General features: G+C 68.0%; 18 protein-coding genes and 1 pseudogene. 12 read left to right on the forward strand and 7 right to left on the reverse strand.

Going from position 1 to position 16,336, the window contains the following annotated elements:
• Positions 1 to 2: 2 nt before the first annotated feature.
• The 9 genes from EDC82_RS14110 (at position 3) to EDC82_RS14150 (ending at position 8,935) form a co-directional block, all read left to right on the forward strand.
• Positions 3 to 308: a DUF6112 family protein gene (locus EDC82_RS14110; RefSeq protein ID WP_074041166.1), complete on the forward strand. Its 306-nt coding sequence runs from the start codon at positions 3 to 5 to the stop codon at positions 306 to 308.
• 213 nt (positions 309 to 521) lie between these two features.
• The gene (locus EDC82_RS14115) at positions 522 to 794 is read left to right on the forward strand and encodes a DUF6112 family protein (RefSeq protein ID WP_074041176.1); all 273 of its coding nucleotides are present in this window, start codon (positions 522 to 524) and stop codon (positions 792 to 794) included.
• A gap of 43 nt (positions 795 to 837) precedes the next feature.
• The gene (locus EDC82_RS14120) at positions 838 to 2,307 is read left to right on the forward strand and encodes a conjugal transfer protein TrbL (RefSeq protein WP_074041165.1); all 1,470 of its coding nucleotides are present in this window, start codon (positions 838 to 840) and stop codon (positions 2,305 to 2,307) included.
• Between the two features lie 3 nt (positions 2,308 to 2,310).
• Positions 2,311 to 3,780 carry an SCO6880 family protein gene (locus EDC82_RS14125; RefSeq protein ID WP_074041164.1) on the forward strand — a complete coding sequence of 490 codons (1,470 nt, stop codon included), beginning with the start codon at positions 2,311 to 2,313 and terminating at the stop codon, positions 3,778 to 3,780.
• Positions 3,781 to 3,852: 72 nt separating this feature from the next.
• Entirely contained in the window at positions 3,853 to 5,343 is a 1,491-nt protein-coding gene (locus EDC82_RS14130) for an ATP-binding protein (RefSeq protein ID WP_074041163.1), read from the forward strand.
• Positions 5,340 to 5,891, forward strand: coding sequence for a hypothetical protein (locus tag EDC82_RS14135; protein ID WP_131941907.1), 552 nt, complete (start codon positions 5,340 to 5,342; stop codon positions 5,889 to 5,891). Before EDC82_RS14130 ends, EDC82_RS14135 begins: the two co-directional genes overlap by 4 nt.
• Positions 5,888 to 7,639 carry a type IV secretory system conjugative DNA transfer family protein gene (locus EDC82_RS14140; RefSeq protein ID WP_074041162.1) on the forward strand — a complete coding sequence of 584 codons (1,752 nt, stop codon included), beginning with the start codon at positions 5,888 to 5,890 and terminating at the stop codon, positions 7,637 to 7,639. The genes EDC82_RS14135 and EDC82_RS14140 overlap by 4 nt, the downstream gene beginning before the upstream one ends.
• 111 nt (positions 7,640 to 7,750) lie before the next feature.
• Complete coding sequence (locus tag EDC82_RS14145) at positions 7,751 to 8,260, forward strand: single-stranded DNA-binding protein (protein ID WP_074041161.1); 510 nt, start codon at positions 7,751 to 7,753, stop codon at positions 8,258 to 8,260.
• Positions 8,261 to 8,281: 21 nt separating this feature from the next.
• The gene (locus EDC82_RS14150) at positions 8,282 to 8,935 is read left to right on the forward strand and encodes a hypothetical protein (RefSeq protein ID WP_235006256.1); all 654 of its coding nucleotides are present in this window, start codon (positions 8,282 to 8,284) and stop codon (positions 8,933 to 8,935) included.
• A gap of 65 nt (positions 8,936 to 9,000) precedes the next feature.
• On the opposite strand, the gene EDC82_RS14155 is transcribed toward EDC82_RS14150, so the two are convergent.
• From EDC82_RS14155 to EDC82_RS14175, 5 genes are all read right to left on the reverse strand, one after another.
• A complete protein-coding gene (locus EDC82_RS14155) occupies positions 9,001 to 9,255 on the reverse strand; it encodes a helix-turn-helix domain-containing protein (protein WP_235006257.1) in 255 nt (84 codons plus the stop codon).
• 19 nt (positions 9,256 to 9,274) lie between these two features.
• Positions 9,275 to 10,561, reverse strand: coding sequence for a site-specific integrase (locus EDC82_RS14160; RefSeq protein WP_074041160.1), 1,287 nt, complete (start codon positions 10,559 to 10,561; stop codon positions 9,275 to 9,277).
• A gap of 396 nt (positions 10,562 to 10,957) precedes the next feature.
• Positions 10,958 to 11,260: a putative quinol monooxygenase gene (locus EDC82_RS14165; RefSeq protein WP_006945020.1), complete on the reverse strand. Its 303-nt coding sequence runs from the start codon at positions 11,258 to 11,260 to the stop codon at positions 10,958 to 10,960.
• Positions 11,257 to 11,826, reverse strand: a complete 570-nt coding sequence (locus EDC82_RS14170; protein WP_131941909.1) for a type 1 glutamine amidotransferase domain-containing protein — start codon at positions 11,824 to 11,826, stop codon at positions 11,257 to 11,259. Before EDC82_RS14170 ends, EDC82_RS14165 begins: the two co-directional genes overlap by 4 nt.
• A gap of 1 nt (position 11,827) precedes the next feature.
• Positions 11,828 to 12,016, reverse strand: coding sequence for a hypothetical protein (locus tag EDC82_RS14175; protein ID WP_131941911.1), 189 nt, complete (start codon positions 12,014 to 12,016; stop codon positions 11,828 to 11,830).
• Positions 12,017 to 12,422: 406 nt separating this feature from the next.
• On the opposite strand from EDC82_RS14175, the pseudogene EDC82_RS15100 reads away from it, so the two are divergent.
• Together EDC82_RS15100 and EDC82_RS15105 are read left to right on the forward strand one after the other, a co-directional pair.
• Positions 12,423 to 12,659 (forward strand): annotated as a pseudogene (locus EDC82_RS15100) (hypothetical protein); the annotation flags it as partial.
• A gap of 355 nt (positions 12,660 to 13,014) precedes the next feature.
• Positions 13,015 to 13,341, forward strand: coding sequence for a hypothetical protein (locus EDC82_RS15105; RefSeq protein WP_235006315.1), 327 nt, complete (start codon positions 13,015 to 13,017; stop codon positions 13,339 to 13,341).
• Between the two features lie 98 nt (positions 13,342 to 13,439).
• On the opposite strand, the gene EDC82_RS14185 is transcribed toward EDC82_RS15105, so the two are convergent.
• Positions 13,440 to 14,318, reverse strand: a complete 879-nt coding sequence (locus tag EDC82_RS14185) for an NAD-dependent epimerase/dehydratase family protein (RefSeq protein ID WP_074041156.1) — start codon at positions 14,316 to 14,318, stop codon at positions 13,440 to 13,442.
• A gap of 141 nt (positions 14,319 to 14,459) precedes the next feature.
• Positions 14,460 to 15,542 (reverse strand): FAD-dependent monooxygenase, encoded by a 1,083-nt coding sequence (locus EDC82_RS14190; RefSeq protein ID WP_074041155.1) that lies wholly within the window; start codon positions 15,540 to 15,542, stop codon positions 14,460 to 14,462.
• A 116-nt stretch (positions 15,543 to 15,658) separates the two neighbouring features.
• Between EDC82_RS14190 and EDC82_RS14195 the strand changes: the two genes are divergently transcribed.
• Positions 15,659 to 16,312: a hypothetical protein gene (locus EDC82_RS14195; protein WP_083604031.1), complete on the forward strand. Its 654-nt coding sequence runs from the start codon at positions 15,659 to 15,661 to the stop codon at positions 16,310 to 16,312.
• Positions 16,313 to 16,336: the final 24 nt, after the last annotated feature.

Below are 16,336 nucleotides of genomic sequence, written 5' to 3' on the forward strand. Positions count from 1 at the left end.
TCATGCCGCATCCCCACGTCCCGACGAAGCCCGTGCTGTCCGGGAGTGTGTTCCCCGATTTCGGAGCCGTCGGCGGATCGAACGAGCTCGAGAGCATCATCGGTGCGCTGCTGACCGTCGTGTTGATCCTCGCCGTCCTCATGCTCATCGTGTGCGCGATCATGTGGGCGATCGGCTCCGCGAACGGCCACCACCAGGTCGCCACGAAAGCCCGCATCGGCGTGTGGACGGCGCTCGGTGCTGCCGCCCTTGCCGGGGCCGGGGTCGCATGGATGAACTGGCTCATCACGATCGGCGGGCAGCTCTAACCCGGGTCGGGAGGCGAGAGCTCAGGGGCGGGGCGGTGGAGGAGACGAGGCTCCACCGCCCCGCTTTCTGCCGTGCGGGGTCCGGTGTGCGCACCTGTGCGATACCCGGCCGGCGCCTGGCCGGGTATCCGCCTGGTTCATGAAGGAGCACCCGTGTCCGCCGTTCTCGATCTCACCACCACCGTCTTGCCCCACGTGGCCGCTCTGGCCCCGATGGAGGTCGACATCGACCCCAACAGTTCGGGGCTGCCCGGCATCGCGCAGCTGCGCACCATCGTCGGCGCCGTGATGACGATCGGCCTGATCCTCAGCGTCCTGGCGTTGATCATCTCGGCGATCATCTGGGGTTTCGGCGCGAACAGCAGCAACCCGCATCTGGCCGGGCGGGGAAAGATCGGCGTCCTCGTCTCCTGCGGTGCCGCGATCATCTGCGGCGCGTCGGTGACGCTCATCAACTTCTTCTGGAACGTCGGCCAGGCGGTCTGAACGGCCTCCTCCACCACCGCCCCGCCCCGGAAGGAGGCCCGTCATGGCACTGTGCGACGTCCCGGTCATCTCGAACGTGTGCGATGCCGTCGGAGAAGGGGCCGCGACGCTCGTCGCGGCCCCGTTCGACTGGCTCGCCCAAGCAATGGGACAAGCTGCCGCCTGGTTGTTCGAGGGCGTCTGGTACGTCTTCGACACCACCACCCTCGTCGACGTCCAGTCCCCGGAATATGTCGGCGTCTACAACATCCTCTTCGGCGTCGCCGTGCTGATCATGCTCGTCTTCTTCTGCCTGCAGCTGATCACCGGCCTCATCCGTCGCGACCCGACCGCCCTCTCTCGGGCGGCGCTCGGACTGGGCAAGAGCGTGCTCGGGTCGTTCCTCATCATCACGCTCACCGCGACGCTGCTGGAGATCACCGACCAGTTGACCATCGGCATCATCCAAGCCACCGGGAACTCGATGGAAGCGATGGGCGACAAGATCGCCCTGCTCGCCGCGGGGCTCACTGCGATCAACCTCACCGCCCCCGGTGTCGGGGCGATCATCACCATCTTCTTCGCCGGGCTCGCGATCACCGCAGCGGCGATCGTGTGGTTCTCGCTCCTGATCCGCAAAGCACTGCTGCTCGTCGCGATCGTGCTCGGTCCGATCGCGATCAGCGGCGCGAGCTGGGATGTCACCCGCGGCTGGTTCGGGAAATGGGTGTCGTTCGTGATCGCCTTGATCCTGTCCAAGCTCGTCCTCGTCGTGGTGTTCCTCGTCGCGATCACCCAGGTGTCCCAGCCGATCGACTTCGATCTGGCATCCATCGCCGACCCCATCGCTGGGATAGTGCTCATGTTCGTCGCCGCGTTCGCGCCCTACATGGTCTATAAGTTCATCTCGTTCATCGGGTTCGACATGTATCACGCGATGAGTGCGGAGCAAGAGGCCAAGCAGTCGATGAACCGGCCCGTGCCATCCCCGTCTAAGCCCGCCGGCGACGGCCCGCAGAAAGTCCTCGACGGGAAAGGCCAAGGCGACGGGCCACCGCCCGGCAACAGTGGTGGGGGCGGTGGTACGCCGCCCCCGGACGGCGGGAGCGGGGCGACGGCTGCCGGTACCGGCGGAGCCGGAGGCGGTGCTGCGGCTGGTGGCGGCGCCGCTGGCGGTGCGGCTGGTGGTGCAGCGGGTGGCGGCGGGGCTGCTGCAGGTGGCGGTACTGCTGCAGGAGGTGCGGCCGCGGCCGGACCCGCCGCGGTCGCAGTCATCGCGGCGGCGGCCGTCAAGGAAGCCGCCACGGCCGGCCCGAAGCTCGGCGGCGCGATCGGCGGTGCCGCAGAGACCCAGGCAGCTGCCGCTGGCCAGGACAGCGCCCCGCCCCCTTCCGGGAACGCGGCACCGCCCTCGGATCCATCGGCGCCGCAGGCACCGCCATCGAGCCCGCCGCCCGCATCGTCTGGTCCGTCGTCGACGCCGCCACCGAAGGACCCGCCGCCGCCGAATAGGGCGCCCGAGGGGAAGGACTGACCCGTGACGAAACACCAGAGCACGAAAGACGACTACCCGCTCACACCGGTGAAGTTCTCCCGCCTCACCAGGCGGGGACTGATCCTGGGCCTGTCGCTGTCCCAGGTGATCGCGCTCGCGATCGCCGGGCTGGCGTTCATCGGGTCGCTGTACGCCGGCGGCGGGATGATCCTCGCCTACACGGCTCCGATCTGGGTGACCTGCCTGGCGATCACCTGGGTCCCGATCGCGGGCCGGAAGGCGGTCGAGTGGCTGCCGGTCGGGGCGCATTGGCTGTGGCGGGTCAGCGTGACGCAGACGATCTACCGGATGCGGGTCGTCAAGCCGCGTCCAGCCGGCACCCTCGCCCTCCCAGGCGATATGGCATCGCTGCGTCAATACGAAGACCCCGTCACCGGGGCGGTCATGGTGCACCATCCTCACGCGGCGACACTGACCGCGCTGCTCGAGGTCACCCACCCTGCGTTCGTGCTGCTGGACCCGGGCGAGCAGGAACGCCGGGTCTCCGGGTGGGGTCGTGTGCTGGCGACCTGCTGCCGCTCCGGACGCATCGCCCGTCTCCAGATCCTCGAACGCACGCTCCCGGATTCCGGGACGGGTCTTGCGCAGTGGTGGGCGGAGCACGGCAACCCGGGGGACGAGTCATGGACGTCGCGCACCTACGCGGAGCTGATCAATCGCGCAGGCCCGGCCGGTGAACGGCACGCGACGACGATCTCCCTCGCTCTGGATATGAAGACCGCCGCCCGCCCGATCCGCACCGCCGGCGGCGGGATGAAGGGCGCCGCGGCGGTGCTGCGGCAGGAGATGAGCACTCTCACCGCGGCGTTGCATTCCGCGGACCTGAAGGCTACGGATTGGCTCACCCCGGGGCAGCTCGCGGTGATCCTGCGCTCCGCCTACGATCCTGCGATCGCGGCGACGCTGGAGCGCTCCGGGAACCTCGGACAGGACCTCGCCACCGCAGGTCCCGTGGCCGTGGAGGAGACGTGGGAGGGGCTGCGCTCGGACAGCGCGCACCATGCGGTGCTGTGGGTGAGCGAGTGGCCGCGGTCACTGGTGTATCCGGGGTTCCTGTCCCCGGTGCTCCTGGCATCCGGGGTGCGGCGGTCGTTCTCACTGCTGTGCACTCCGATCCGGTCCGATCAGGCCGCCCGCGACATCCGCAAGAAGAAGGTCGAATACATCTCGGACGCCGCGCAACGCCAGAAGATCGGGCAGGTCGAGGACGCCCAGCAGACCGCCGAGTACCAGGACGTGCTGCAGCAGGAAGCCGACCTCACCAGCGGGCACGGCATCCTCCGATACACCGGGCTGATCGCCGTCAGCGCCCCGAATCCGGACGAGCTGGAGGCGGCGGTGTCGAAGATCGAGCAGGCCGCCATCCAAGCGTCCTGCGAAACGCGGCGGCTGGTCGGTCAGCAAGCCCAAGCGTTCACCGCGGCTGCGCTGCCCCTGGCGCGCACCGTCTGACTCCTGGGGCGCCGGTCCCGTACCTCCTTCCTGCGTCCGCCCGCCCGGGCGGGCGCAGGAAGGAGTCGTGCTGTGAGCACCCCGAAACGTCGCGTGTACTCGACGGTGCTGATCGGGCCGGAGTCCGAGCACCGCAAGCAGCGCCGAGCCCGGCGCAAGGCCGCCGCCGCAGTCCACGCGAAGGACATCACTGCCCGCAAAGTCGAAGCCCGTGCGCGACGCGATGCTGAACAGGCCGAGCGCCGCGCCACGACCTATCTGCCTGCCTCGGGCGAGCCCGGGCACGCGGCGTTGCGCACCCATCGGGGGCTGCGTTTGCCCTCCCATCAGGACACCAGCGCCGCTCTCGCTGGGGCGTACCCGTTCCTCGCTGAAGGTGGCCTCGGGCCCGAAGGCGTTTTCGTCGGACAGGACATGTACTCCGGCGGGTCGTTCGTGTACGACCCGTGGGAGCTGTACAAGCGCGGTGTCATCACCGCGCCGAACATCGTTCTGGCCGGCATCGTCGGCTCGGGGAAGTCGTCGCTGGCGAAGTCGCTGTACACGCGGTCGATTCCGTTCGGGCGTCGCGTCTACGTCCCCGGAGACCCGAAAGGTGAGCACACGCCAGTCGCCCAAGCTGTCGGAGGCAAGGCGATCGTCCTCGGTCATGGTCTGAGGAACCGGCTGAACCCGCTCGACGAAGGTCACCGCCCGTCAGGTGTGACGGACATCGAATGGACTACGCAGGTCGCCTCCCGCCGCCGGGAACTCATCGGGGCGCTGGCCGAGACCGTCCTCGAGCGGTCGCTGTCACCGCTTGAGCACACGTCGATCGATGTCGCCCTCTCCGCGGTCGTCGCCAGCAACGACGTCCCGATCCTCCCGATGGTCGTCGACCGCATCCTCACCCCGGACCGTGCTGGTGACGTCGACCAGCGGCTCGCCGAAGACGGACGGCTCGTCGGTCACGCACTGAGGCGCCTGGTCGCCGGAGATCTGCAGGGGCTGTTCGATGGTCCCTCTACGGTCGTGTTCGACCCGTCCCTGCCGATGATTTCGCTGGATCTGTCCCGGGTGGCGGAGAACTCCACCCTCATCTCGGTACTGATGACGTGCTCGTCGGCGTGGATGGAATCGGCCCTTCTGGACCCCGAAGGCGGGCAGCGGTGGGTGATTTACGACGAAGCGTGGCGTCTCATGTCGCATCCCGCTCTGCTCAAGCGGATGGACGCGCAGTGGAGGTTGGCGAGGCATTACGGAATCGCGAACATGTTGATCTTCCACAAGCTGACCGACCTCGACAACGTCGGCGACAGCGGGTCCGCAATGCGCGCCCTCGCCTCGTCGCTGCTGGCAAACGCGGAGACGCGGATCATCTACCGGCAGGAAGCCGACCAGCTCGGCACCACCGCGACCACGCTCGGCCTCACCGGCACCGAACAGTCCCTTCTCCCGGGCCTGGGCACGGGGCAGGGACTGTGGCGGATCAAGGAACGATCCTTCGTCGTGCAACACCAGCTGCACCCGGACGAGCTGTCGACGTTCGATACGACCACGCGGATGATCGGGCGGCAAAAATGAGCGAACATGCACCCTCACGCCGATCCCGACGCAACCGTGCGACGACGGGCGACGCCGAGGGGGATCTCGTGGTGCCGATCGTACTCCCACACCTCGTCGTCCGGGTAGACGCGAACGATCAGATCAGCGTCACCCTCGACGGCGCACGCGTCACCGGGGAGCCGATCGGCAGGCACGCCCTCGGTGGGCTGATCGAAGAGGTCCTGCGCCGCAGGAAAGCACCGCTTCGGGTGGAGATCATCGAACACGACGGCACCACCTACACCGACGTCCTCACCCCGCCCGCACCGATAGCCGCACCCGCCGCCGCACCGGAGACCGAAGCATCAGCGCGTAGGGGCGAGATGCCGGTGCTGTATGAGGCGACCGGAGACGGATACGTGCCTGGAGAGGACGTCGCCCTCGCTGTCGTCATCCGGCATTCCTCTGCCGACGGGCACGGGCATGTGCGGCACCTGATCGAGGAACGCGAGCTCGCAACGGGCGGCGAGGTGCTGCTGTTCGGCCGCATCTCCGGCACCGCTCACGTCGTCGGGGACCTGGGATGAACCCGCATCAGCCCTCCCAGGTGCTCGCGAACCTGGGCCTTGCGGCCCTGGCGGGATTCGCCGTCCTGGCCGGGCTACTCCGCGCCGCCGGAAGTGCCGCCGCATTCCTCACCGGCCTTCCGCAACCCGCTGGCGGGCCCTCCACGGGGCTCGGCGTGCTGCTCACCCCGGCGGCCCCGGGAGAGGCGATCGGCGCGCCGGGCCTGAGCCCGGTCGTGTACTGGCTGGTCCTCGCCATCGCACTCGCGATCCTCGGGGTCATCGCGTGGTGGGCGTGGCGGGTCATCGCGCGCGGGAAGGAGACCCGTGCGCAGGACCCGCGCCTGCTCCAAGGCATCGCCACTGCACGCGATGTCGCCAAGGCCGCAGGGACGAAAGCCCTCACGAAACGGGCAGGCACGTTCCGGCCCTCGCTGGAGGACCCGGCCCCTGAGGACGTCGGATACCTCCTCGGTCGGTCGAAAGGGCAGGAGGTGTGGGCGACCGTGGAGGACTCCATCTTGCTGATCGGGCCGCCCCGGTCGGGCAAAGGGTTGCACGTCGTGATCAACGCGATCCTCGACGCCCCCGGCGCCGTCATCACGACCTCCACCCGGCCCGACAACCTCACCGCGACGCTGAAGGCCCGACAGCGTGTAGGGCCGGTCGCGGTGTTCGATCCGCAGCATCTCGCTGAAGGACTCCCCACGGGTATGAAGTGGTCCCCAGTCCGCGGATGCGAGGACCCCCTGACAGCGATGATCCGCGCCACCGGGCTCGCCACGGCCACGAACTTCGGCTCCGTGTCCGGCGGTGACTTCTGGCAGGGAAAGACCGCTGCCGCGATCCAAGGGCTCCTCCACGCCGCTGCGCTGGACGGGCGAGACGCCGCCACCTTGTACCAGTGGGCGCTGAACCCAGCCGCCGCCGCGGACGCGGTGCGCGTCCTGCAGTCCAACCCGCACGCAGCGCAAGGCTGGGCGGACTCTCTGGATGCGATGCTGCAATCAGACCCCAAGACGCGCGATTCGATCTGGCAAGGCGTCTCCCTCGCGTTCAGCGCGTTAGCCGACCCGCGAGTGCTGGCGGCGGTGACACCGGGGCCGCGAGACCGGTTCGACCCGGAGACGTTCATCCGGGACCGCGGCACCCTCTACCTGCTCGCCACCGGTGCGGGGGCCGGGGCGTCCTCGGCGCTGGTGGCCGCGTTCATCGAAGACCTCGTGGAGACTGCCCGGAAGATCGCCGCCACCTCACCAGGCACCCGGCTGGACCCGCCGATGCTCCTCGCCCTCGACGAGATCGGCAACCTCGCCCCGCTGCCGTCACTGCCGACGCTGATGGCCGAAGGCGGTGGCACGGGGATCACCACCCTGCCGGTGCTGCAGTCCCTCGCCCAGGCGCGGGAGAAGTGGGGGGAGAACAACGCCAACGCGCTGTGGGACGCATCGATCGTGAAAGTCATCCTCGGCGGCGCATCGAACTCGCGGGACTTGCAGGACCTGTCGGCGCTGATCGGGGAAAGGGACGAGATCACCGATTCCGTCACCATCGGGGAGCAAGGACACCGCTCCGCGCAACGCTCGATCCGCCGGGTGGCGATCATGCCTCCGGACGTGATCCGCACGCTGCCGTTCGGGATCGGGGTCGTGATGCTCCGAACCGCCCGCCCCATCATCACGGACCTGCGCGCCTGGCCTGCCCGCAAGGACGCCACGCAGCTGAAGACGGATCGGAAGGAGATCGAGGCGCTCCTGCACACGTCCTGAAGCCGGTTCTGTCCGTCGTCTGGGGTCTGACCCGCGCACCTGTCTGGTGCCTCCCACTCAACCGCGGGGGCACCAGACAGCTCATTGTTATCAGGAAGGACCTCAGCTCTCATGGCTATCAAGACGTCGCAGGCGATCAACGGCTTCATCTCCGCCGATCCCCGCCTCACCTTCTCCGAATCCGGGCAGGCACGCTTCTACGCCCGCGTCGGCATCAACCACTACGAGCCCCAGCAGGACGGATCCTTCCGCAAGCTCGACCCGACCTACCACGACCTGATCCAGTTCGGGAAGTCCGCCGAGATGTCCGCGGACAGGTACGTCAAGGGCGACGACATCGTCGCACAGGGTTACACCCGCGAGTACACGCGCGACGTCAACGGCGAAGAGCGAACCGACGAGCAGTTCGTCGCCAAGCGCATCGCCCCCGACCCAAACATCACCGACTTCACGATCGACCGCCGCCCTGCTGCCGAACGCCAGGCCGAGCGCGAAGCCGACCGCGACGTCACACGCGAGGCCGAGCGTGAGGAGCCCGACCGAGCAGCCCAACTCGGCTCGCCCACCCCCACGACCACGCGGGAGGCCGAAGCGCCCGCGATGGAAGCCGTCGCTCGATAACCCCCACCGGAGGACAGTGACGTGGCCGATAACGACCCGACCCAGAATCCCGAACTGGGCGACCCGGACGTGGACTTCGAGCCCGAGTCCGACGAACCAGACATCGAGGAACTCGACGAAGACGAGGGCGACGAGCTCGACGAGGGCGAGAGACGGGACGGCAGCCAGGCGGGCACGGGCGGGAGCGATGATCTCCCGCCCGTGCCTCGCCCGATCAACTGGCGCACCCTGTCCTCGGACGACGCTGAGCACGAATGGCTCGACCTCAACGAATGGGTCAACTGGCTGCGACACGAGTTCGCGCTGCCCGCACAGATCGTGCCACCGATGTGGCACCGCCACCGTGAACTCGTGTGGGAGCTGTCCGCGCTCTACACCCGGTGGCTGGGCTGCTACGACCCCGAACAAGACGCCGCCGGCCCCATCTCATTCATGACCGACTTCGCCGCCGCCCGGACCCGGCTACGCGAATGGGTGCAGATCGCCGGCACACGCCTCGACCGCGACCGCCCCTCCCGGCAAACCGTCTGGCCCGGCGAAGACCCCATCCCGGCAGGTGAGGAGACCCCCATCACAGACCGCGACGAGGACTTCGTGGACTTCGTCGTCGAAGACGTCACCCGGCGCGCGGAAGCGGAAGCTGCGTTCCTGCGGGACGAGCCGTTGCCGGTCTGAGTTGACGGTGAACCGCAACAAGTGGGGCGGGCCTCTTCGGGCCCGCCCCACTCTTGGTCTTGCGCTTACTTCGCTGAAGGGATCTCGATGAGCAGCTTCTCGCGGAGTTCGTCCGGGTCGACGCGGATCAGCCGGCCGACCCGGTAGCCGTGCACGGTGCCATCCGAGATCCGGCGGCGCAGCGTCTTGATCGACACTCCGTAGGTGTCGGCGGCGACGGCCAGCGAGATCAGCTTGAGCGCTGGGGACTGTGAACGATCGTGAACGGCCATGGTGGTGCCTCCCTTGTTGATGAAATCTTTCTCCTGATAGGTGTCCATGACTGTCCCACGGCGACTCTCATGCCGTCCTGGCCGCGTTGATCCGCTCCTGAACGCGATCGCTCATACGGTCCGCGAGCTCACGATCGCGGGCCATCGTGGCGTGCTGGTAGCGGAGGACGACACGGATATCGGCGTGGCCGCCACGGCGCATCAGCTCTGCGAGTGTTGCGCCCTCCTGGGCGAAGATCGTCAGCCCCGTGTGACGGAGATCGTGGAACCGGAATCGCGGCCGGAGGTCAGCGACACCATCTCGAGCATCCGCCCACACGTATCCCCATCGGGTGTTCGACAGCGGGACGCTGCCACGGATGTTGGTGGGGATCAGTGGCGCTTTGGCCTCGGCCGCGACGTTGTCCCGCAGATGATCTTTGAGGCGGTCGATCATGAGCTTCGGGATGCTGAGCGTCCGCCTACCGGCGTCGCTCTTGAGCCTCTCCGAGTAGTCGCCGGTGTTCGCGTTCAGTTGCCGACGCACATGCAAGGTCGCGGTGCCGTCGTCGTGCCACTCGATGTCCCTGCGCTGCAAGCCCAGGCACTCCCCCCGCCGCAGCTGGCACCACGCCGCGAAGAGCACCATGATCGCCCAGTGCCCCGGTGTTGCCTCATACAAAGCCTCGACCTGCTCGGGACTCGCGACGTCTTCGTCCTCGTCGTGATCGGCGTCGTGCCGCACGGGCTCCTGCTTCGGAATGGAGATGTTCGGCGCAGCGGGGATAACTCCTTCTCGAGCTGCCTGGCGGAGGATCATCATGAGGACGATCAGCACCGGTCGCGTGATGCCGTTGAACTTCGATCTCGGATTCAGTGGCGAGGGAATCGCGTCGAGACGATCGGTCATCTGCCGGATACGGGCCTCGTCGATCTGCCGGATCGGGGTGTCTTCGAACTCTGGGATGAGGTACCCGTCGACCTTGCTCTTGTAAGAGCGGACGGTGGCGATTGCACGTTTCCTGCCACTGCGGTTCGGCTCCGCGCGGATGAACGCCACCCAGCGTTCCGCGTACTCGGAGAAGCCGATGGACCGTGCTTTCTCTGCCTCCGCTGTGGCACGGCGTCGAGCGGCGATCACCGAGGGCGGCTCCCACTGCTGACGGGCAATCGTCGTGTGAACACCGGCGAGCCACGCGCGGGCATCGGTCTTCGTCAGGAACGTCAGCGGCTTGTCGTCCTCCGTCCGGGCGGTGTACATCTCGCCGTCGGGTGCGGGGTAGCGAGCCTGCCACCGGCCAGAGGGGAGCTTACGAAGGCTCCCCCAGCTCTCACGCCTGACTGCTGCTGGTTCCCGGGTCTTCGTCGCGCTCATCGTGTCCTCCGCTGGTCTCGAGCGGACTCACGCGAACCGTCGTGCCACTGCGTGCCACTAGAGGTCATGCCCTCCCAAAAGTGGCTTTCTATCAGGGTTTTCTCGCGGGCTACGAGGCGCCCTATGGCACGCTGTGGCACGAGGTCGGTGGCACGCCGGGACCGAATTTCGGTCGGCGGACCACCCCGCTCTCTTCTGGAAGGTGCGGGCGTGCCACCCGCGTGCCATACCCAACGACTACTGACGTTCATATCCGTCCTCCTCTGTTCTTCGGAAGGAGGCACGAAAAGAGGCCCGGATCTGCAGAAACCTGCAGATCCGGGCCTCCCGGTCGACTCTTGTCAGAGTCTGTCTAGAACGTGGTCTTCAGAACTTTCAGAACTCCCGGTTGTGGTGTCAGGCGGGGAGTTTGGAGCCCAGGACGTCCAATTTCTCGATCGTCGGCTCGCTGAACAGCTTGCCGGTCTGCTCGCCGAGAGCGGCAGCGACTGCACCGGACAGGTGCGCGTCGCGGCCGGCGTCATCCGGGAACACGTCGAAGATCCCGAATGAGGACGGGCCGAGACGGATCGCGAACCACGCGATGGTGGCCGGTTCCTCCTCGACGAGCCCTCGCCCAATGCCGAGAAATTCCTGGACCTCGTCTTCCTTGCCTGGCAGGGCCTCCAGCCTGACAAGCAGACCCTTCGTCACGCTCATGACGTCACCTCTTCCTGGGTCGAATTGCTCGCAAATTTCGCCACGACCGTATCGCAGAACGCAGGCAGGTCTTCGGGTGATCGGCTGGTGATCAGGTTCCCGTCGACCACGACATCCTGGTCAATGACCTCCGCACCGGCGTTGCGCAGATCCGTGCGGATGCTCGGGAAGGACGTCAAGGTGCGACCTCCGACCATGCCAGCCTCGATCAACGTCCATGGCCCGTGACAGATCGCCGCCACGGGCTTGCCACTCTCGACGAAGTCGCGGACGAAGGAAACGGCGTCCTTGTCGACCCGGAGCTGGTCGGGGTTCACCGTGCCGCCGGGAAGCAGCAGGGCGTCGTAATCGCCCGCCGAGGCGTCGGTGACCAACCCGTCGACGGTGAACGTGCCCGCTTCATCCAGGTCGTTCTTACGGGCCTTGATCTCGCCGTCGTGGATCGAGAGGACCTCGGTCTGAGCGCCGGCCCGATCCAGTGCTTCGCGGGGTTGCTCGAGCTCAACGCGTTCTACTCCGTCGGCGGCGAGGATCGCGACCCTCTTGCCCTGAAGATCTGCTGCCATCTCAGTTTTCCTTCTTTCCGTTTGACATGCCGGGCTTGATGAGAGCCTTGGTCCAACCCTTGGACCTGGCGTCGAAGTTCCTGTAGGCATCGGCGGCTTGGTCCAGCGAGATTTCCTGAGAGACGATCCAGGAAGGGGTTGCCTTGCCGGCCGCGAAGGAGGTCGGCCCCTCGTACACCACTGCTTTCATGTCTATTCCGATCCGACTGTGTCGCTCGATGTCTTTCTGGCAAGGCCTCTCCGACGCCGACTCCATAGACAGCGAACGCCCCCCCGGACCTACGTGTCAAGGGGCTCGCCTCGAGTAGTGCGTCGTGGGTAGCGGAACGATGCGCCGACTTTTTCGGCGATCACGAGGCGGCTCCGCCGTAGACGATCGGGACGACGGTCGGCCGGTGCACGGCCGCCGCCCTCGGCGCTCGAAATGTGTCGGTAGGCCATTCCGAGAAGCCGCATGTCCCAGAGTGCGCATCCGAGAGGATTCCCTGCCGGCTGCGCCACCCTCTCGTCATGTATGTCGACTCTCAGCTCATGAGTGCGCGCAGCCCGGGTGCCATGCTTGAGCACGACCGCCGACCTCGCCCGAAAGGCCCGTCGTGCGCCCGATCGTCATCACCGAGTTCATCAGCCTCGACGGCATCGTCGAAGCCCCCGGCGGGGGCAACCACGAGCACGCGGGCTGGACGTTCGAGGACGTCGAGTTCGACCCCGCCGCCTACGAGATCAAGGGCCGCGAACAACAGGACGCCGCAGCGCTCCTGCTCGGCCGCGTCGACCGTTACACCCTCCTCACGTTCCCCGTCATCCTCGGCGGCGGCAAGCGGCTGTTCGCCGATGACGGCATCAAGACGCGCCTGACGCTCGTGGAGAGCCAGCAGTTCGCCAACGGCATCAACCTCGCGGTGTTCGACGTGGCACGCCGACCCCTCTTCCGCCCACCGGCCCGGCGGCGCATACCTGACGATGGGCGCACCCCCCACCGCCCGCCATCGTCGTCTGCGGCCGTCGCCCGCCAGCTTTCCCCGGCAGCTCTTCGAACCGAGGCGGCACGCCCGCGTCATACCGAAAAACAGCCCCCTGTCCGCCCCCACTTAACGGCCCTAAGGGAAAAAATGACCCAAAGGGTGAAGCTGTTCATCCGAAAGGCGCGCTACCTTTACGTGAGCTACGACACAGGAGGTGGTCAGCATGGCGTCATTCACACCAGGCGTCGATCGGTGGTTGCGTCACGTGGGCGCGTCCATCATCGCGGCGGGCGCCCTCTTCAGCGCCCCCTTCGTCCTGTGGGCTCTCGCGTACAAGACGTACATCTACGCCGAAACCGGGCACTGGTACGCCTGGGGCGCGCCGACTCAGATCGGCGTGTGCAACCGGATCATCTCCTACGCGCTCGTCGTGCTCAGCGTCATCGGCATCACCTTCCTCGGCGCCGGGCACGTCATGGCTCTTGTGCGCCAACGGAGCGCCGCAGCCCCCCGGGGCCACTCGCCGATCATCGGCGCCACACGCCGCTGACGGCGTCGCTCACAGCCGCACCGCTTCTCTCGCGTCGCCGCCGACCGCGTCAGGATGACGCCCTGCGCCGATGACTCAGGCATGACGCGTCGCGCGAGTCACGAATGACGCACGCCGTCGCCGTCCAGCACGACGGCGTAGCCCTCGCGATACGTCGGGAAGTCGAACGCGAACCCCGTGCGCCGCAGTCGCGAGTTGTCGAGTCGACGGCTCGCACTCCACTCCCCGCGCCACGACGGGTCGGCGTTGGCATCCAGGCGTTCGGCCAGGTACGTGGCAACCTCACCCGCCGACGCGGGCGCGTCATCGGTGACGAGATACAGCGCGTCGGGCTGCGCCGTCATCGTCAGCAGGTGCGTGATCGCGCGCGCCAGATCGTCACGATGCACGCGATGCGTCGTCCGTGACGGATCGCCGACGTCGCCCTCGCTCACCCGGTTGACGAACCATTCGCGACCCGGCCCGTAGATGCCGCTCGGGCGCACGACGATGCCCCGCGTCGACGCGGGAAGCGCTGCGAGAAAAAGCTGTTCGGCCTCGGCGAGCACACGGGCCGTCGGCGTCTGCGGAGCGGGCGGCGTGTTCTCGTCGACGAGACCGCCGGACGCGCAGACCGCCGTCGACGACACGAACAGGGCCCGCTCGGGCGCCCAACCCAGCGCGGCGATCGCCGCGAGCGCAGTACCCGTGGCCTCGACGAACGTCGCCCGATAGGCCTCCTCGTCGCGCGCGTCGGGCGTGAGGCAGACGACAACGCGTTGCGGCCCACGCGCCCAGCCGCCGCGCTTCGTCAACGGTTCGAGCGCCGCGCGCACCGCGTCGACGCCCGCGCCGAGGTCGCAGGAGACGCCCGTCAGCGGCTCGGACACGCGATCAGCGTGACGCCGCAGCGCGACGACGTCATCGCCCGCGCGCGCCAGGTCGAACCCGATCTGCGTGCCCAGATCGCCGGCGCCGAACAAGAGAGAAGTAGCCATGCCCCCATCCTGCCCGTCTCGGCCCCGACGATCTGCGTGCAAGTGCACCCGGGTGCATCGGGACGCAGATGGGGTGGCCCAACTCAAACACCTCCTGCGCCCAAATGCACCCGGGTGCATTTGGGCGCAGGAGGGGAGGGGCTATCCCCAGCCCGTCGCGACGGCCATGACGGCCGACGCGCCCAGCCGCGCGGCCTGCGTCACCGGCCATCGCCGAAGCTGCCAGCGGCCCAGGCCTCCGTCGGCGTTCAGCACCCGGGCGAGCGTCACTGCGTCGATGATGGCGTCACTCGCCCCGCGCGCGAGGTTGGGCAGAGCCCCATGCGCCGCGTCACCGATGACGACGAAGCGGCCCTGCACATAGCGACGCATCGGCGGGGCGACCCACAACCGCGCCGCGACGGTCGTGTCGTCGGCTGCGGCCAGCGCTGCCCGGACGGTGGGTGCCGCACCCGCGAAACGTCGTCTCGCCTCGTCGACGACCGCCATGACGTCGAGCTGCTCCGGCACGTACGCCCCACGCATCACGCCGACCCCGTGATCGGACGTGCCGCCCTGCGCCGACGCCATCGCGTGCGCGGTGAACCAATACCTGCCACCGCTCACCGGAGCGTCGCCGAAAAGCCTTCCCGCACCCCAGAACTCACGTGCAAGCGGGTTCGCTCCGTCGAGACCCTCGAGCGCGGGCGCGATACCGCGCAACGTCACCCAGGGCGTCGCACGTCGTTCGGCACGCCGAGGGTCGACGATGCCCCTCACCCGCGAGCGCACGCCGTCAGCACCGACGACGACGTCGGCGTCCAGTTCGCGAGGATCGTCGACGCGATGCGCGACGGGCGCGGGCGCCACCGCCCGCAACGCCACCATGAGATCCTCACGCCGAACCTGCGCGACGGGCGGCGCGGGGGCCCGCAACAGCCGTCGCCCCGTCATCGTGTGCAGGTCGACTCGCTCGCACCTGCGAACTACTCCGACTCCAGATGACACACCGACTCCGCGGGCCCTACCGGGCGCAGCGCCGCTCACACCGTGACCGCCGCCCAGCTGCACCCCCAGCTCTGCAAGCGCGCGCAGAGCGTCAGGCCACAACCCGAGGGCCGCGCCCGTCCGACGATCGGGTTGCGCCTCATGGACGGTGACGTCGAAACGCGCCGGGTCGAGCGCCGCCGCCAACGTCAGTCCTGCGACTCCACCGCCGACGACGGCCACGCGACGAACCACCATGTCTCCCAGCGTAGGACCCGGCACGTGTCGAGGGACGGGGATCACACCCACCTGGACGCAACCCATAGATTCTCCATGCGTCTGCCCCTACGACATCCCCGCCGAAAGGAACACCGATGCGTTTCACTCGCACCACCACCGCCACCGTCGCGGCCCTGTCGCTCACCGCTCTCACGGCGTGCGGCTCGGACTCGTCCAACTCCGCCTCCTCCGCGACGAGCGCCGCCTCCGGCGCAGCCGCGAGCGCGACGTCCTCCGCCTCCGGCGACGCCAGCTCCAACTCCAGCGCCAGCGGCTCGGGGGAAGCATCATCGTCCGCGTCGTCCTCGTCGAGCGCCAAGCCGATCGACTGCCCGACCGAGAACACGCGCAAGTTCGCCAAGACGCGCTTCGCGACGGACATCGGCCTGACGGCCGGCACATTCCACCGCTACCTGTGGAAGCCCTACAAGGCCGGCACGTTCCAGAAGGGCGCCGACGGCCGCACGAAGGCCCTGATCAAGGGTGGCGCGACCGCCGCACTCGACCTCAAGCTGCTCGACAACGCCGTCAAGAACGCCCAGGCCAACCCGACGCTGTGCAAGACGATCGCGCAGCCGCTCGGCACCGCCGTCGAGAGCGTCAAGAACATGAAGGGCGACCTCACCTCGGGCAACTTCGCCTCGATCATGGCCGCCAACACGGCGCTGTCACAGATCATGTCCGGCTCGCAGCAGCAGGGCATCAAGATCGACGAGACGACGGACGAGTCGAAGCAGAACGAAGGCTGACCTCCCCCGTCCACGCGAGACCCC

Origin of the sequence: Dermacoccus sp. SAI-028 (genome assembly GCF_004346775.1) — a bacterium.
GTDB lineage: Bacteria > Actinomycetota > Actinomycetes > Actinomycetales > Dermatophilaceae > Dermacoccus > Dermacoccus nishinomiyaensis.

Coding starts and splice junctions, on each gene's coding strand:
- EDC82_RS14110 (WP_074041166.1), top strand. CDS start 3: ATGCCGCATCCCCACGTCCCGACGAAGCCCGTGCTGTCCGGGAGTGTG.
- EDC82_RS14155 (WP_235006257.1), bottom strand. CDS start 9,255: ATGGACACCTATCAGGAGAAAGATTTCATCAACAAGGGAGGCACCACC.
- EDC82_RS14185 (WP_074041156.1), bottom strand. CDS start 14,318: ATGGCTACTTCTCTCTTGTTCGGCGCCGGCGATCTGGGCACGCAGATC.
- EDC82_RS14190 (WP_074041155.1), bottom strand. CDS start 15,542: ATGGTGGTTCGTCGCGTGGCCGTCGTCGGCGGTGGAGTCGCAGGACTG.
- EDC82_RS14140 (WP_074041162.1), top strand. CDS start 5,888: ATGAACCCGCATCAGCCCTCCCAGGTGCTCGCGAACCTGGGCCTTGCG.
- EDC82_RS14165 (WP_006945020.1), bottom strand. CDS start 11,260: ATGAGCGTGACGAAGGGTCTGCTTGTCAGGCTGGAGGCCCTGCCAGGC.
- EDC82_RS14170 (WP_131941909.1), bottom strand. CDS start 11,826: ATGGCAGCAGATCTTCAGGGCAAGAGGGTCGCGATCCTCGCCGCCGAC.
- EDC82_RS14135 (WP_131941907.1), top strand. CDS start 5,340: ATGAGCGAACATGCACCCTCACGCCGATCCCGACGCAACCGTGCGACG.
- EDC82_RS14195 (WP_083604031.1), top strand. CDS start 15,659: ATGCGTTTCACTCGCACCACCACCGCCACCGTCGCGGCCCTGTCGCTC.
- EDC82_RS14145 (WP_074041161.1), top strand. CDS start 7,751: ATGGCTATCAAGACGTCGCAGGCGATCAACGGCTTCATCTCCGCCGAT.
- EDC82_RS14120 (WP_074041165.1), top strand. CDS start 838: ATGGCACTGTGCGACGTCCCGGTCATCTCGAACGTGTGCGATGCCGTC.
- EDC82_RS14175 (WP_131941911.1), bottom strand. CDS start 12,016: ATGAAAGCAGTGGTGTACGAGGGGCCGACCTCCTTCGCGGCCGGCAAG.
- EDC82_RS14115 (WP_074041176.1), top strand. CDS start 522: ATGGAGGTCGACATCGACCCCAACAGTTCGGGGCTGCCCGGCATCGCG.
- EDC82_RS15105 (WP_235006315.1), top strand. CDS start 13,015: ATGGCGTCATTCACACCAGGCGTCGATCGGTGGTTGCGTCACGTGGGC.
- EDC82_RS14160 (WP_074041160.1), bottom strand. CDS start 10,561: ATGAGCGCGACGAAGACCCGGGAACCAGCAGCAGTCAGGCGTGAGAGC.